This window comes from Curtobacterium sp. MMLR14_002 (genome assembly GCF_001864975.1).
Taxonomy (GTDB): Bacteria; Actinomycetota; Actinomycetes; order Actinomycetales; family Microbacteriaceae; genus Curtobacterium; species Curtobacterium flaccumfaciens.
Genome location: NZ_MJGT01000072.1, coordinates 10,120 through 25,014, shown reverse-complemented (window position 1 = coordinate 25,014; position 14,895 = coordinate 10,120). Strand labels below are relative to the sequence as shown.

Annotated in this window: 15 protein-coding genes; 5 read left to right on the top strand and 10 right to left on the bottom strand. The window is 71.3% G+C overall.

Annotated features, from left to right (window positions below):
- Positions 1-486: 486 nt before the first annotated feature.
- Positions 487-2,967 (bottom strand): glycoside hydrolase family 3 C-terminal domain-containing protein, encoded by a 2,481-nt coding sequence (locus BIU91_RS13525; protein WP_071405875.1) that lies wholly within the window; start codon positions 2,965-2,967, stop codon positions 487-489.
- 176 nt (positions 2,968-3,143) lie between these two features.
- Here BIU91_RS13525 and BIU91_RS13520 point away from each other — a divergent pair, with 176 nt between their 5' ends.
- Positions 3,144-3,734, top strand: coding sequence for a TetR/AcrR family transcriptional regulator (locus BIU91_RS13520; protein WP_084741272.1), 591 nt, complete (start codon positions 3,144-3,146; stop codon positions 3,732-3,734).
- Between the two features lie 180 nt (positions 3,735-3,914).
- The gene (locus BIU91_RS13515) at positions 3,915-4,778 is read left to right on the top strand and encodes an NAD(P)-dependent oxidoreductase (RefSeq protein WP_071405971.1); all 864 of its coding nucleotides are present in this window, start codon (positions 3,915-3,917) and stop codon (positions 4,776-4,778) included.
- 3 nt (positions 4,779-4,781) lie between these two features.
- On the opposite strand, the gene BIU91_RS13510 is transcribed toward BIU91_RS13515, so the two are convergent.
- Both BIU91_RS13510 and BIU91_RS13505 read right to left on the bottom strand, forming a co-directional pair.
- The gene (locus tag BIU91_RS13510) at positions 4,782-6,341 is read right to left on the bottom strand and encodes a methyltransferase (RefSeq protein ID WP_171907846.1); all 1,560 of its coding nucleotides are present in this window, start codon (positions 6,339-6,341) and stop codon (positions 4,782-4,784) included.
- 17 nt (positions 6,342-6,358) lie between these two features.
- Entirely contained in the window at positions 6,359-6,724 is a 366-nt protein-coding gene (locus tag BIU91_RS13505) for a helix-turn-helix domain-containing protein (protein WP_071245119.1), read from the bottom strand.
- Between the two features lie 103 nt (positions 6,725-6,827).
- On the opposite strand from BIU91_RS13505, the gene BIU91_RS13500 reads away from it, so the two are divergent.
- On the top strand, positions 6,828-8,081 hold the full coding sequence (locus BIU91_RS13500; RefSeq protein WP_071405874.1) for an MFS transporter: 1,254 nt from the start codon (positions 6,828-6,830) through the stop codon (positions 8,079-8,081).
- 141 nt (positions 8,082-8,222) lie between these two features.
- Here BIU91_RS13500 and BIU91_RS13495 read toward each other — a convergent pair whose 3' ends face one another.
- From BIU91_RS13495 to BIU91_RS13485, 3 genes are all read right to left on the bottom strand, one after another.
- The gene (locus BIU91_RS13495) at positions 8,223-8,672 is read right to left on the bottom strand and encodes a TIGR02611 family protein (protein ID WP_071405873.1); all 450 of its coding nucleotides are present in this window, start codon (positions 8,670-8,672) and stop codon (positions 8,223-8,225) included.
- Positions 8,673-8,792: 120 nt separating this feature from the next.
- A complete protein-coding gene (locus tag BIU91_RS13490) occupies positions 8,793-9,842 on the bottom strand; it encodes a hypothetical protein (RefSeq protein WP_071405872.1) in 1,050 nt (349 codons plus the stop codon).
- A 100-nt stretch (positions 9,843-9,942) separates the two neighbouring features.
- Positions 9,943-10,275 (bottom strand): TraR/DksA C4-type zinc finger protein, encoded by a 333-nt coding sequence (locus BIU91_RS13485; RefSeq protein ID WP_071405871.1) that lies wholly within the window; start codon positions 10,273-10,275, stop codon positions 9,943-9,945.
- Positions 10,276-10,325: 50 nt separating this feature from the next.
- Here BIU91_RS13485 and BIU91_RS13480 point away from each other — a divergent pair, with 50 nt between their 5' ends.
- Complete coding sequence (locus BIU91_RS13480) at positions 10,326-11,363, top strand: LLM class flavin-dependent oxidoreductase (RefSeq protein WP_071405870.1); 1,038 nt, start codon at positions 10,326-10,328, stop codon at positions 11,361-11,363.
- Between the two features lie 19 nt (positions 11,364-11,382).
- Here BIU91_RS13480 and BIU91_RS13475 read toward each other — a convergent pair whose 3' ends face one another.
- The gene (locus BIU91_RS13475; protein WP_216099672.1) at positions 11,383-11,841 is read right to left on the bottom strand and encodes an ASCH domain-containing protein; all 459 of its coding nucleotides are present in this window, start codon (positions 11,839-11,841) and stop codon (positions 11,383-11,385) included.
- A gap of 124 nt (positions 11,842-11,965) precedes the next feature.
- On the opposite strand from BIU91_RS13475, the gene BIU91_RS13470 reads away from it, so the two are divergent.
- Positions 11,966-12,412, top strand: a complete 447-nt coding sequence (locus BIU91_RS13470) for a DUF2510 domain-containing protein (protein ID WP_071405868.1) — start codon at positions 11,966-11,968, stop codon at positions 12,410-12,412.
- Positions 12,413-12,570: 158 nt separating this feature from the next.
- Here the strand turns inward: BIU91_RS13470 and BIU91_RS13465 are convergent, their stop codons facing one another.
- Genes BIU91_RS13465 through BIU91_RS13455 form a run of 3 tightly spaced genes read right to left on the bottom strand, consistent with a single transcriptional unit; the run spans position 12,571 to position 14,761 of the window.
- Positions 12,571-13,551, bottom strand: a complete 981-nt coding sequence (locus BIU91_RS13465; RefSeq protein ID WP_071405867.1) for a site-specific tyrosine recombinase XerD — start codon at positions 13,549-13,551, stop codon at positions 12,571-12,573.
- Positions 13,552-13,589: 38 nt separating this feature from the next.
- Positions 13,590-14,189: a DUF1349 domain-containing protein gene (locus BIU91_RS13460; protein ID WP_071405866.1), complete on the bottom strand. Its 600-nt coding sequence runs from the start codon at positions 14,187-14,189 to the stop codon at positions 13,590-13,592.
- The gene (locus tag BIU91_RS13455; RefSeq protein ID WP_071405865.1) at positions 14,186-14,761 is read right to left on the bottom strand and encodes an NUDIX hydrolase; all 576 of its coding nucleotides are present in this window, start codon (positions 14,759-14,761) and stop codon (positions 14,186-14,188) included. Before BIU91_RS13455 ends, BIU91_RS13460 begins: the two co-directional genes overlap by 4 nt.
- Between the last annotated feature and the right edge of the window lie 134 nt (positions 14,762-14,895).

Here is a 14,895-nt window from a genome sequence, read left to right as displayed (position 1 = left end):
CGGCGCCGCGGGCCCGACCACCTGCGGTCCCGCCGCCGCACCACCACCGAGAGTCAAGGGCATCCGGCGGGGCTCTGATCGAGTTGGTGAGGCCCGAGAGCCCGGCCGGATGACCATCTCGTCCCTGATCCGCACGAGATGGTGCACCCATCGTTCCACCTACCGAGCGGTTTGTCACACCGTTCCGCGCACCCGGGACGTATGAAGTTGACCAAGTGTCACTCGTTTTTCCGAACCGGGACGAAGTGCGGCAACCGGTTCACCGGTGCGCATCGGGGCCGGAACGACGAATGCGTCCCCGCGCGGACGCGGGGACGCATTCTGGGACGCACCGGGGAGGCCAGGGCAACAACGGCCGGATCAGGAGACCGAGTCGCTCACCCAGCGACCCCGTAGTCGGTGCGTGCGCGGACGGTAACCAGCCGACTCGCGCACATAGATGCTACTGAATGGAGTCGGGAGCTGCGCGGAAACCGGACGACTTCGTCACTCCAGTTCGAGGGACGCGGTTCCGGCGTCGTCGGTGACCGAGGCGCCGACGTGCAGCGTGAAGGTCCCCGACTCGTACCGCCACGAGCCGTCCCAGTGGGCGAAGGCTCGCGCCGGGACCTCGATCGAGACCTCCGTCGAGGCGCCCGCGGCGAGCCGGACCGGGGCGAACCCGACCAGCCAGCGCACCGGACGGTCGACCGCCGACTCCGCGCGGGACGCGTAGGCCTGCACGACGTGCTTGCCGGCCCGGTCGCCCGTGTTCACGACGGTCGCCGTGACGATGACGGCGTCGCCCTCGCGCACGGTCGGGGTCGCGGAGACGCCCTCGATCGACCACGTGGTGTAGCCGAGGCCGTGGCCGAACGGGTACGCCGGCTCCGTGCCGGCCCGCAGCCACGCCCGGTAACCGACGTGGACACCCTCGTCGTAGGCGACCTTCCCGTCGACCGGGGTGACGTCGAGCACGGGGACGTCGGCCATCGCAACCGGCCACGTGGTGGGCAGGCGGCCGCCGGGCTCCTGCGCCCCCGTCAGCACGTCGGCCAGGGCGTTGCCGTACTCCTGCCCGCCGAACCAGGTCAGCAGCACCGCGGCGACGTCGTTCCGCCAGGGCATCTCGACCGGCGACCCGGCGTTCACGACGACGACCGTGTTCGGGTTCGCAGCGGCGACCGCGCGCACCAGGTCGTCCTGGTGGCCGGGCAGTGCCAGCGAGGATCGGTCGTAGCCCTCGGACTCGACCTTGGAGTTCGTGCCGACCACGACCACGGCGACGTCCGCACCACGGGCGGCGTCCACCGCGGCCTCGATCAGCACGGCGGGGTCGTCGTCCGACGGCTCGGTGCCGAACTGGTACGCCAGCACCCCGCCGAGCGTCTCGTCCTGCACGATGTCGTACTCGATGCGGATCGCGACCTGCTGGCCCAGGGTCACCGACACCGGCACCGACCGCGCCGGCGGGTTGAGGAACGCGGCACCGAGCTGGTCGCCCTCGAACGGCACGTCCTCGTCGAGCAGCAGTTCGCCGTCGATCCACATGCGTGACCGTCCGGCCGCGCCGATGCCGAACCGCACGGTCCCGGTCGACTCGGCCGTGTAGGTGGTGGTGATGTCGAGCCGGTCCGCTTCGCGCGTCGGGGCGTCGCCGCCGAACCAGAACAGTGCCGTCGCGCGGCGGTCCTCGACGAACAGCTCCTCGCCGTCCTTGACGAAGGCGACCCGGGCGCCGGGCTCCCCGGTGCCGGGGTTCGTGATGGTGGACAGCGGGAACTCCGCGATGCCCTCCTGCACGACGGCGCCGATCGCGTAGTCCACGCTCGCGCCGGGGAAGGCCGAACGGATGCCGTCCAGCGGTGACACGACCTGCGACGGCACGACCGTGGCCGAGCCACCGCCCTGCGTGCGGGCCTGGTCGGCGTTGTGCCCGATCACCGCGATGCGCGACACCGCGGGGGCGTCGAGCGGCAGGACACCGGTGTTGCGGACCAGGACCGTGCCCTCGGCCTCGGCCTCGCGCACGAACGCGATGCCGTCCTCGACGTGCACGGGCGACGCGGCGACGGGCTCGAAGCCCTCGAGAGCGCCGACGCGGGCAGCCAGGGTCAGGATCCGGCGGACCTTGCGGTCGATCGCCGCCATCGGCACCTCGCCGGACTGCACGGCGGCGAGCAGCGGGCCCTCGCTCCACCACGGGTTCGGCCCCGGCATCGCGACGTCCTGCGACGCCTTCGCCGAGTCCACTGAACGCACCCCGGTCCAGTCGGACACGACGATGCCGTCGAAGCCCCACTCCGAGTTGAGCGGGGTCTCGAGCAGGTCGTTCTCCGACGCCGTCACGCCGTTGATCGCGTTGTACGACGACATGATCGCCCAGGCGTGTGCCTCGGTCACGGCCTTCTCGAACGCCAGCAGGTACAGCTCGCGCAGCGCGCGGTCCGACACCTCGGTCGACGCGGTGAAGCGGTCAGTCTCGTAGTCGTTCGCGATGTAGTGCTTCGGGGTCGCGGCGACACCGTTCTCCTGCACGCCGTCGACGTACGACGCGGCCAGGTCCCCCGTGAGCACAGGGTCCTCGCTGAACGCCTCGAAGTGCCGGCCACCGAGCGGGGACCGGTGCAGGTTGATGGTCGGGCCGAGCACGACGTCGACGCCCTTGCGGCGGGCCTCCACCGCGGCGGCGGCGCCGTAGCGCTTCGCGATCGCGCGGTCCCACGAGGCACTCAGTGCTGTCGCCGACGGCAGGTTCAGGGACGGGTCACGCTCGTCCCACACCTCGCCGCGCACGCCCGACGGTCCGTCCGACATCAGGATCCGGCGCAGCCCGATCTTCTCGATGGGCCAGGTGGTCCAGAAGTCACGTCCGGTGAGCAGCTGCACCTTCTCGTCGGTGGTCAGCTGGCCGAGGAGCGCATCGATGCGCTCGGTCAGCGGCGTCGACGGACTGGAGGCGGTGCTCGCGTCGTTCACGGTGGTCACGGTGGTCGGTCCTCTCGTTCAGGGCCGCGGGGCGCCGCCCGGACGGCCGGGGCCTCGTCGCCCACACCCACCATCCACCGGGTTCGCCGCCCGCGCTGGCAGCTCCTGCACCGTACCACCGAAAACCAACCGTTGCTTGGTTTTCTCGGGTCTCCTGCGGGCGGTACAGTCTGGCCATGGCACGACGGGGTTCGTACGCAAAGGGCATCGCGAAGCGCGAGGAGATCCTCACGGTCGCGCTGGACCTCGTGGCGTCGCAGGGCTTCCGGCGGACGAGCATCAAGGACATCGCCGACGCCGTGGAGCTGACCCAGGCCGGCCTGCTGCACTACTTCGACTCCAAGGACGAGCTCTGGGTCGAGATCCTCCGCCGCCGCGACGAACTCGACCTCGCGCACGACTGGCAGGCCGCGGACCCGGCGGCCCTGCTCGCGGCGATCGTGCGGCACAACGCCGAGGTCCCGGGCCTGGTGCAGATGTTCGTCAACCTGTCCGCCGCCGCTGCCACCGACGCCGAGCACCCGGCGCACGAGTACTTCCGCGAGCGCTACGAACGCAGCCGCCGCGACCTGTCCGCCGACTTCCGCACCATGCAGCAGGACGGTCGGTTGCGTACCGACATCGACCCCGACGAACTGACCAGCGTGCTGCTCGCGGTGTCCGACGGCATGCAGATCCAGTGGCTCTTCGACCCCACCCGCGACATGGCCGAGCACGTCGAACTCGTCGCCCGCCTCGCGATCGCCCAGGTCACCCCCACCGCCTGACGGGCTCCCCCAACCCGCCCGAACCAGGTTCCGGACACAGCACCGCGCGATCCCGTGGTGTCGTGTCCGGAACCTGGTTCCGCAGTGGGGTACGGACAGGGCCTGGTCGCGTCAGGTGCGGCGGGGCAGGATGGTCGATGCCCGCCAGGGTGTGTTCCGACGACGATGTGGAGTGACGCGATGACGCGTGTAGTGGTGACCGGTGGCAGCGGCAAGCTCGGACGAGCGGTGGTGCGCGACCTCGATGCGCACGGGTACGACGTGGTCCTGCTCGACCGTGTCCCTTCCCCCGACAAGCCCGAGCGTGTCCCGTTCGTGCGGATCGACCTGACCGACCACGGCCAGGTCCTGAACGCCCTGCTCGGCATCGACGACCGGTACGACCACGTCGACGCCGTCGTGCACCTCGCGGCGGTGCCGGCCCCGGGGCAGGTCCCCGACGTGGCCCTCATCACGAACAACGTGACCTCGTCGATCAACGTCTTCCACGCAGCCCGTGCCGCGAAGATCAAGAACGTCGTGTGGGCGTCGAGCGAGACCCTGCTCGGCATCCCGATGGGCGAGCACCACCCGCCCTACCTGCCGGTCGACGAGGAGTTCGCCGTCCGGCCGCAGTCGTCGTACTCGCTCGGCAAGGCGGTCGAGGAGGAGATGGCCCGCCACTTCACGCGCTGGGACCCGGAGCTGAAGATGATCGGCCTGCGCTTCTCGAACGTGATGGACGAGACCGACTACCCGGCGTTCCCGTGGGACGCCACCCCCGAGGCGAAGACGTTCAACCTGTGGTCGTACATCGACTCCCGCGATGGGGCCCAGGCCGTCCGCCGGGCAGTCGAGGCCGACCTCACCGGGTTCGAGGCGTTCGTCATCGCCAGCCCCGACACGGTGATGGACACCCCGACCATCGAGCTCGTCGAGCGCTTCGTGCCGGACATCGAGCGCCGTGCGGACATCGACGGCGTCAGCTCGCTGCTGTCGTCGGAGAAGGCCCGCGAACTCCTCGGCTACACGCCCGAGCACAGCTGGCGCGACCACCGCGCCTGATCGTCAGGCAGCGGGGACGAGCAGCCCGTCGAGCACCAGGTCGCGCGCCGCCGGCAGCAGGTCGGCGGCGAGCGCCTGCTCGTCCACGCTGGTGATCTGCGCGAGCGCGCCGATGATCGCGGCGACGGACAGGTCGCCGTCGCACGCACCAACGAACGCCGCGAGTGCGGTGTCCGCGTCCACCCGACGCCCGAGCCCGCCACCCTGCACCAGGGTCATCACGGTGGGGTCGTCGTTGCCCGGCCAGTAGTACCGCTCCTCGGTGACGTCGCCGGCCACCGACAGGTGGGCGGCGGCGAGCGCGGCATCGTCGTGCGCGGCGAGCCAGGCGGCTGCGTCGAGGACGCGGGCAACCGTCGCACCGAGGCCCGCGGGGTTGGAGCCGAGCGTCTCGGGGACCCGCTCGAACCGGCGGAGGCCGGACGGGCCTCCCGGCAGGGGTCGACGCACCACGACGTAGCCGAAGCCGACGCCGGTGACGCGACGGTCCGCGAAGTCATCGAGCCAGGCACCCATCAGGGTGTCGAACTCGGCCGTGCCGGGCTTCGTCCCGCCGTCGCGGATCCAGGTCTCCGCGTAGGACGTCGGGTCCTGCCGCTCGCGCTCGATCACCCAGACGTCGAGGTCGGTGTCGGCGAACCAGGCGCGCACGCGGTCCAGGCCGTCGACGCCCCAGTGGTACTCCCAGTTGCCGAGGAGCTGAGCGGTGCCGCCGGGCTCCAGGTGGTCGGACAGGCCGCGGAGCACCGTCTCGACCAGGGCGTCGCCGACCATGCCGCCGTCGCGGTACTCGTACGACGGCACGCCCTCGCGACGGGGTGTGATGACGAAGGGTGGGTTCGAGACGATCCGGTCGAAACGCTCCCCCGCAACCGGCTCGAACAGTGAGCCGAACCGGAAGTCGATGCCGTCGATGCCGTTCAACTGGGCGTTGAACCGGGCGATGTCGAGGGCACGGCGCGAGATGTCGGTGGCGACCACCTGGTCGGCGAAGCGCCGCGCGTGCATAGCCTGGATGCCGCACCCGGTGCCGAGGTCGAGCACCCGCTCGACCGGCACGGGCACCTGCAGGCCGCTCAGCGTCGTGGTGGCGCCGCCGATGCCGAGGACGTGTTCCTCGCTGATGGCGTGCCCGAGGGCGAGCTCGCCGAGGTCGGAGACGATCCACCAGCTGCCGGCGCCGAGGTCGTCGACGAAGGCGTAGGGGCGCAGATCGACGGTGGGGTGGACGACCCCGTCGGCGCCGTTGCCGTCGCCTTCGCTGCGCAGCAGGCCCGCGGCGATGACGGCGTCGAGTCCGGCGGTCGGGAACGCCGCGGCGGCCTCGGCCCGCGCCACCGGCAGGCCGAGTACGAACAGCGTCGCCAGGGTGCCGAGCGGCGTGGTCTCGCGGGCGGCGAGCGCACGGAGCGCGGCGACCCGCGAACCGCGGTGCAGCGATGCGGCGGCCTCGGCGCCCCACAGCGAGTCGAGCCGGTCGACGGTGAAGCCGGCCGCTGTCAGGTCCGCGGCGAGCGCCGTGGCGACGGCGGGGTCCGTGACGATCGACGGCAGCGTGTGCACCGTGTCCACGCCGGCGCTCACGAGGCGATCCCCTCGCGCAGCAGCGCAGCTGGGACCTGCCAGTCGAGCACCAGGTCGAGGAGCCCGGGGAACCGCTGCTGCACGTCCTCGACGCGGACGCGGCTGACGCGGGTCAGGCCCTCCAGGTGCTGCTCGAGCAGACCGGCCTCGCGCAGGACCCGGAAGTGGTGGGTCAGCGTGGACTTCGGCCGGTCGATGCCGACCCAGCCGCAGCTGCGCTCACCCCCGGCCGCGTCGACCAGGTAGCGGTGCAGGATCGCGAGCCGGATCGGATCACTCAGGGCGTCCATCACGACCGGGAGGTCCATCTCGGCCACGGACGGCTGCGGCAGCCGTTCAGGAGCATCGACGTGCGCGGGCATGGACGGGACGCTACCACCGTTCGGCTTGCTGTACGACTTGCGTCGTACTGTTCGAGTGCGGTACGAATGCAGTCGTACTGCACGGAGATGGAAAGGGGTGCGCATGCACCAGTCAGCTCGTTCGGTCGCCGGGTTCTGGATCCTGGCGGCGATGCTCCTGGTCTCGGTCGCGTCGTCGGCCGTGCCGTCGCCGATCTACCCGGTCTACGCAGCCGAGTGGCACCTCACCCCGCTCATGCTCACCGGGGTCTTCGCCATCTACGTCGCCGGCCTGCTCGCGAGCCTGCTCGTCGCGGGTCGCCTGTCCGACCACGTCGGCCGCAAGCCCGTGCTGGTCGTCGGCGGCCTGGGCGTCGCACTGTCGCTCGGCCTGTTCGCGATGGCGGACGGGGTCGTCGCGCTCATCGTCGACCGGATCGTGCAGGGTGTCTCTGTCGGGCTGCTCATCGGGGCCCTCGGCGCGGCCCTCATCGACAACTCCCTCGAACGCCACCCCACCATGGCCGGCGTGCTGAACGGCGTCATCCCGCCGATCGCCCTGGCCACCGGCGCGATGTCGAGCGGCGCGCTGGTGCAGTGGGGTCCGGCACCGGAGCAGCTCGTCTACCTGCTGTTCGGCGCGCTCCTCGTGCTGCTGGTGCTCGCACTGTTCGTCGTCCCCGAGCAGGTGCAGCGTCGTCCCGGCGCTCTTCGCTCCCTGCGTCCGACGATCAGCGTGCCGCGGTCCTCACGCCGGCTGTTCCGCGGCGTCGCCGGCTCGCTCGTCGCCAGCTGGGCCCTCGGCGGCATGTTCCTGTCGCTCGTGCCCTCGGCGCTCGGCGCGGTGTTCGGGATCACGAACCACTTCGCCGCCGGTGCGCTCATCGCCGTGGTCACGGGCGTCGGCGCGCTGACCGGCCTGGCGATCCAGCGGATGGACACCCGTCGCGCGGTCCTGCTCGGACTCGTGGCCCTCGTGCTCGGCCCGATCGTCACCGTGTCGTTCGTGTTCGCGCACTCCCTGCCGGGCATGGTCGTCGGCAGCGCCATCGCCGGTGTCGGATTCGGCGCCGGGTTCCAGGCACCGCTGCGGATGCTGCTCGCCACCGCTGCCCCGACCCACCGCGCCGGGCTGCTCTCCACGATCTACGTCGTCAGCTACCTGGCGTTCGGGGTGCCCTCGGTCATCGGAGGCCTGCTCGAACCCTCGGTCGGTCTCGTCCCGGTCATCGCCGGGTACGGCGGCTTCATCGTGCTCGCCGCGGTCGTCGCCCTCGTGCTGCAACTGTCGTCGAAGGACGCCGCCGAGGTCGAGGAGCGCGCAGCCGAGGTCATCGAGCGCACCGCGACCGGCTCGATCCGGGTCGCGGCCGAGTAGGCACGGTCCGACGCGCATTCGGTGCGAGGTTGATCGCTCGGTGCGAGGTTGATTGCTCTGTGCGAGTCTGCAGCGCCGCACGGAGCCATCAACCTCGCACGCGGTGACCAGCACCGCACGGTGCCGACAGCGGCGGCCCGACTAGTGGCCCGGTCGCGCCGAGTTCGTCCCGCGAGCGCGCGCACGCACGCCGACGGTTCGCGCCGCACCGGTGTGCGCAGCATCGACATCGGCCTTGCCCCGGTCCGCAGCATCGCGCAGACGCTTCGGCCCGTGCCGCTTGGCCCAGTCCCAGAAGCGGTGCAGCTGCGCCTTGAGCCACGTGATGATCTTGTGGAAGAAGTGGAACTCGCTCGCCAGCACCGTGAGGCCGATGAACACCACGAGCCACCCCGGGCCCGGCAGCGGCACCAGGATCAGCCCGATGATGACGACCAGCCCGCCCACCAGACCGACCAGCACCTTGTAGAGCAGGTGCACGTGCGGCCGCGCGTGGATCCAGGTGCGCAGGCGGTGGAACCACTGGAAGCGCTGGCGTGGCGCGCCGTCGGCCCGGGCTTCGCCGGGTCGGTCGTTCGGGTCGCCGTCCATGCCGAAAACGTAGGGCGCGCGGCTGGGAATCAGCGGCGCACGGGGTGGACGCGGGGTGCGCATGCCGGGAGGCGCGTGGCGGGGACACACCGCGCCTCCAGGCCAGCAGGTGGTCGCCCCCTACTGCGCCGGTCGCGCGAGCGGGGTGTCTTCCAACGCCTTGAACCAGCCGTTGCTCCAGGTGACGATGGTCTCGACGAGCGCGTCGAGGTCATCGATGCCGACGAGCTCGGTCTTGGGTCCGATGGACCAGTCGGTGTAGCCCCTCGCCAGGTGCGTGCGCCCGGACAGGTGGCGCTTCGCGAGCGGCAGCTTGTGCTTGCCGAGACCCTTCCGACCGTTGCCTGCCGACCCACGACTCACCGCGATCCCGCCAGGGTTCTCCGACAAGACCTGGTCGTCCAAGACCTCGAGCGCCCGGACCCAGGCCGGCGCCTGCTCATCACCCTCTGGATCGGGGAAGTCGGCCTCGTCGAGGTGGTTGACCGAGATCCCGACGAAACCCTCGAGCTTCGTGTCCTCCAGGTACGGTGGCATTCCGCGCCCCGGGACCTGGATCTGCCCGCGGATCCACTTCGCATCCTCGGCGTCGTACAGCGGCCGCTCGAAGACGATCGACGGCATGCCGCCGTCCCCGCGTTGCACGCGCACCTTCCAGTCAGGCATCCGCGCGCCGAGCTCAAGGCCGTGCAGCCGGGCCTCGACCGTCGTCTTCAGCAGGCGCCCCTCCCCCTCGATGTCGTCCTTGACCAGCCGAGGGGCGTCGAAGCACGCTAGAACCTCGTCCCAGTCGATCACGCTGACGCGCTCGTGCTCAATGACCGAGCGAGCGAGCGACTCCTTGCGCGGCACCAGCACGAACAGCGCGCCGGTATCGCCGAGCGCTTCGAGCTGGGCATCCACCTGCCGCTCGGTCAGCTCGTGGTCGAGCTTTGCCTCGATGCCGACCAAGCCACTGTCGAAGGTCAGTTGCACGTCGAGACGCACGGTCCCCCACTCGGTCTCAACGTCCTTGTGCGGCACCTCGCACTCGACTTTCTCGAACGCACCGAGCTGCTTGCCGCTCACGCGCTCGAGGAGCTGAACGAAGCGCTCGTGATCGTGTCGGATCTCGGCACCGAGAGCACGGGTCGCCATCGGCTCCGTGCGGTAGATGGTGGTCTGCGTCATGGCGTCATGATCGCGGGACGCGAGCCGCTCGGTAGGGCGCGACGCGCGGTTGGCGGCAAATTAGTAAAGAAATCTCACCTCCCGGTGGAATCGTCGTGTGTCACGCGTGCGCGACGCACGTCGCCGCCCACGGGACGGCGGCCAGCCGGGCCTCCGGGATCGGCTCGCCGCCGACCGTGCAGCGCCCGTAGGTGCCGTCGTCGAGTCGTGCGAGCGCTGCGTCCACCTGGCGGACTCGCAGTTGGGCGCCGTCGCGGACCGCACCGAGCGAGCCGCGTTCCCAGGCCAGGGTCGCACCCTCCGGGTCGTGTTCGTCGTCGGAGTTCGCGTCCTGCCGGGCGTCGCTGACGTCACGCATGCTCCGCTCGACGTCGAGCAGCAGGCGTTCGTTGCGGGCGCGTTCGGCCTCGAGTGCGGGGCGGGGGTCCTCCATCCCGGCCACGGTAGTCGCGGTGGAATGGCCCCGCCTCCGGATGCGTTCGCATGGACATGACGAAGATCGGGTTCCTGTCGTTCGGACACTGGCGTGACGTGCCGGGGTCGAAGGTGCGCAGCGGGCGGGAGGCCCTGGTGCAGGCGATCGACCTCGCGGTCGCAGCCGAGGAAGCCGGCGTCGACGGCGCCTACTTCCGCGTCCACCACTTCGCCCCGCAGCAGGCCGCACCGTTCCCGCTGCTCTCCGCCATCGCCGCGAAGACCAGCCGGATCGAGATCGGGACCGGCGTCATCGACATGCGCTACGAGAACCCGCTCTACATGGCGGAAGAGGCCGCAGCCACCGACCTCATTTCCGGCGGACGACTGCAGCTCGGCGTCTCGCGGGGATCACCCGAGACCGCCCTGGCCGGCTACCAGCAGTTCGGCTACGTGCCCGACGCTTCCGACGAGAACGGCGGCGACATGGCCCGTGCGCACACGAACGCGTTCCGCCGCGCGATCGCCGGCGAGCCGATGGCCAACGCCAACCCGCAGATGACCGGTTCGGTCGGGTCCCTGCCGATCTCCCCGCTCTCCGACTCGCTCGGCGACCGGATCTGGTGGGGCGCAGGCACACGTGCCACCGCCGAGTGGACCGCCGAGCAGGGCATGAACCTGATGTCCTCGACCCTGCTGACCGAGGACACCGGCGTGCCCTTCGACCAGCTGCAGGCCGAGCAGATCGAGCGCTTCCGCCGGGTGTGGTCCGAGTCGGGCTGGGACCGCGAACCGCGCGTCTCGGTCTCGCGCAGCATCATCCCGATCATCGACGACGAGTCGCGCCACTACTTCGGCGTGCGCGCCCAGGTCGAGGGGCAGGACCAGGTCGGGCACCTCGACGGCGGGCTGGCCCGGTTCGGCCGGTCCTACATCGGTGAGCCCGAACAGCTCGTCGCGGAACTCGCGGCCGACCAGGCCGTCCGGGCTGCCGACACCGTGCTCGTCACCGTGCCGAACCAGCTCGGTGTGGACTTCAACGCCCGGCTGCTCGCCGCCGTGAAGGACGTGTTCACCGAGGTCGACGCGGAGCCGGTCCCCGCCTGACCCCGGATCGGACTCGGGCTCAGCCGTTCGGCCAGAGCAGCCGGAACCGCTCGCACACGACCGGCATGTCCGGCGCGAACCCCCGCGGGTTCTCCGAGTGTGCGCGCCAGAACGCCTCGTGCACGGTCCGCCATTGTTCGAGCGTCCGGTCGCCTTCCCCCTCGGCCCAGGCGTGGTCCGCGTCGACCTGGTCGAACGGAACCACCCGGACCGCCGTCGTCTCGATGACGGCACGGGGCGCACCCGAGCCGTCGGTCACGATGCTCACCTCGTCGGTCGCGGGCAGCGGATCGCCGGTCGCCTCGTAGTCCCAGAGCGACGACGCCGTGCCGACCTTGACCCCGTCGAGCACGAGCTGCAGGAGCGCATCCGCCTGCTCCGGGGTCGCGCCGAAGGACCACGCCTCCGGCACGGCCTCCGGAAGGCTCGGACGCTCGCTGCGTCGCGCGGTCCAGAAGTCGTCGAGCGTCGAGGGCACGCCCCGACCGTAGTGCACCGGTCCGGTCCCCCCTTGTGCTGACACCCGGCTGGGGACTGGGGCGAGGCCGACCGCGCTCCTAGGCTCGGGAGCGTCGATCCACCCCGCACCTCGAGGAGCAACCGTGACGCTGCCGGCCGCAGGCTGGTTCCCGGACCCGCAGGACGCCCGTCGTCTGCGCTGGTGGGACGGTCGCACCTGGGGCGCAGCCACGCGGGTCCCCGCGGCTGCTGCTGACCCGGTCACGCCGATCGTCGTCGCGCCGGTGGGGCCGTCGTTCTCGGTGCAGACCGCGGCGATCCGGACGGACGCGTGGGCATCGGGCACCGCCGGCGACCGTCGGCTCTGCGTGTTCACGGTGCTCGCGGTGCTGCTCGCCGTGGTCTCGGTCGTCGCGAACCCCTGGGGCCTGGCGGGGCTGCTCGCCGTGGCGTGCGGGGTCATCGGCATCGTCCGTCCCGGGGCCGTCGGTGCCTGGGCCGCCCTGGCACGGAGCGCTTCGGCGAGCGCCCTCGTCGTCGCGGTGACGACGACGGTCATCGCCGCGTCGGCCCAGTTCCACCTGTTCTGAGCGCGCAGGGACCGCCTACCGCCGCGTTCCACGGCACTTCGTGAGCAGAAATGGTCGGGTGGGACGGCGCGACCCGACCATTTCTGCTCACGAAACGCGCCCGTCGCGCACCCGCACCCGCACGGCCCAGGCACCCGCACGGCCCGCGCAGGGACCGCCTACCGGCGCGCCCGCGGGTGCGCCGTCTGGTAGACGTCTCGCAGCATGTCCGCCGTGACCATCGTGTAGATCTGCGTCGTGGCGACACTCGCGTGCCCGAGCAACTCCTGCACCACGCGCACATCGGCACCGCCCTCGAGCAGGTGCGTCGCGAACGAGTGCCGGAACGTGTGCGGTGACACGTGCGCCTCCAGGTCGGCGGCAGCAGCGGCGGCCTGGATCACGAGCCAGGCGCTCTGCCGCGACAACCGCGCTCCACGGGCACCGAGGAACAGTGCCGGCGTCGACGGCCCTCGTGCCGCGAACACCGGCCGTGCCCGCACCAGGTACGCGTCGATCGCTGCACGGGCGAAGCTGCCGAGCGGCACGATGCGCTGCTTGTTGCCCTTGCCCGTGACCTTCACGACCGAGAGCTCGCCGTCGGCGTCCGACAGCGTCGTCACGTCGTCGACCGACAGCCCCACCGCCTCGGAGATCCGCGCACCGGTGGCGTAGAGCAGCTCGAGCAGGGCCTTGTTCCGCAGCTGGACGGGGTCGTCGGCGTCGACGGACACCGCCCCGAGCAGCCGTTCCATGTCCTCGATGGGGATCGCCTTCGGCAGCCGCATCGGAGCCTTCGGCGGCCGGACGGCGGTGCCGGGGTCGAGCGGCAGCCAACCCTCCCCCGCGGCGAAGGCGGTGAACGACCGGACCGAGCTGAGCATCCGCGCGATCGACCGCGGTGCGAGCGGACCTTCCGGTCGGGTGGCCAGGTGCGTCACGAACCCCGAGACGTCCGCCCGCGCCAACCGTGCCACGTCCTGCAGCGCCGAGGATCCCCCGGCCCGGTCCGCACCGTCCGACTCGACGACCGGAGCGGCCGCCAGCCACGACGTGAACACGGCGAGGTCCCGCCGGTACGCCGACAACGTGTGCTGCGAGAGTCCCCGCTCGATCGCGACGTGCCGCAGGTACGTCTCCGCGGCGCGGTCGAGGGGCATCACCTCAGCAGGCTAACCGGCGCGGGGCCACCCACCCGTCAGTGCAACGCGTCGTCCGGCGTGCCCATGCGGAACCCGGTGAACGTCACGGTCAGCCCGGCCCGCGTCGGCCCGGCGCACAGCAGCCCCGCGGACACGACGGCGTCCGGGTCCAGGTACGCGACCCGGACGAGTCGGGGCTCGTCACCCTCGGCCCACGCCCGGATCGTCACGGCGTCACCATCGCGGCTCGCGCGGACGGTCACCACCCGGCCCACCCACTCCGGCACGGGCGACACCGACCAGTCCGAGAACCCACGCGTCACCACGGCGCCGAGCTGCGGCGCTCCGTCCGAGAACTCCACGCCGGCCTTGATCCAGGTCTGTTCGTCGACGCTCAGGAACACCCCGGCCTGGTCGAACTGCTCGGCGTAGTCGAGCACGAACGACGCCTCGACCGAGAACGGCCCGTCCGTCGGCTGCAGCAGCGCGTGCTCGGAGTCGTGCACGAACCCGTACGAGGTGGTCCGCCAGGCGTCACTGCCCTCGACCGCGGTGACGTGGAACACGTCGCCGTCGAACTCGGCGGCCTCCGGCTCGTGCGTCCACGTCCCCGTGGCGACCAGCTCGCGCAGGCCGTCGGCCGCGGACCCGCTCACTTGCCGCGCTGCTCGATGGCCTCGACGGCGAGCGTCGCGACGACGAGGGCCGAGTTGTTGAGCCGACCGCCCAGGATCCCCTCGAGCAGCTCCGCCCGCGGGACCCAGCGCGTCACGATGTCGGCCTCTTCCGCCTCGCGCTCGAACGCGGACTCGGTCGGCCGGACACCGCGCGCCCGGTAGATCTGGATGAACTCGTCGCTACCACCCGAGGAGGTGTTGTACCGGACCAGGGGCTCCCACGTGTCGGCCTCGAGGTCGGCCTCCTCGCCCAGCTCGCGCTTCGCGGCCGTCAGGTGGTCCTCGCCCTCCATGTCGAGCAGACCGGCGGGCAGCTCCCAGTCGCGCAGCCGCACCGGGTGCCGGTACTGCTGGATGACCAGGACGCGGCCCTCGTCGTCCTCGGCGTACACGGCGACGGCGCCCGTGTGGTCGATGTACTCGCGGACCATCGAGTCGCCGTTGTACGCGACGGTGTCGCGGCGCACGTCCCAGACGGCGCCCTCGTACACGACGGTGGATTCGGTGACCTCGAAGGAGGCGGACTCGTCAGCGATCGGTGCGTCTGTCACGGCTCCATCCAAGCACGCGCCCCCCTGACGCCCCCATCGGAACCAGGTTCCAGACACAGCACCGCGTCGTTCCGCGGTTCCGTGTCCGGAACCAGGTGCCGTGGACGCGACCCCGGACGGACTGGAGGCGCGGT

Bases quoted from the DNA above. Each gene is read 5' to 3' on its own strand.
- BIU91_RS13520 (WP_084741272.1), top strand. From the start codon at position 3,144: ATGGCACGACGGGGTTCGTACGCAAAGGGCATCGCGAAGCGCGAGGAG.
- BIU91_RS13515 (WP_071405971.1), top strand. From the start codon at position 3,915: ATGACGCGTGTAGTGGTGACCGGTGGCAGCGGCAAGCTCGGACGAGCG.
- BIU91_RS13505 (WP_071245119.1), bottom strand. From the start codon at position 6,724: ATGCCCGCGCACGTCGATGCTCCTGAACGGCTGCCGCAGCCGTCCGTG.
- BIU91_RS13500 (WP_071405874.1), top strand. From the start codon at position 6,828: ATGCACCAGTCAGCTCGTTCGGTCGCCGGGTTCTGGATCCTGGCGGCG.
- BIU91_RS13495 (WP_071405873.1), bottom strand. From the start codon at position 8,672: ATGGACGGCGACCCGAACGACCGACCCGGCGAAGCCCGGGCCGACGGC.
- BIU91_RS13490 (WP_071405872.1), bottom strand. From the start codon at position 9,842: ATGACGCAGACCACCATCTACCGCACGGAGCCGATGGCGACCCGTGCT.
- BIU91_RS13485 (WP_071405871.1), bottom strand. From the start codon at position 10,275: ATGGAGGACCCCCGCCCCGCACTCGAGGCCGAACGCGCCCGCAACGAA.
- BIU91_RS13480 (WP_071405870.1), top strand. From the start codon at position 10,326: ATGGACATGACGAAGATCGGGTTCCTGTCGTTCGGACACTGGCGTGAC.
- BIU91_RS13465 (WP_071405867.1), bottom strand. From the start codon at position 13,551: ATGCCCCTCGACCGCGCCGCGGAGACGTACCTGCGGCACGTCGCGATC.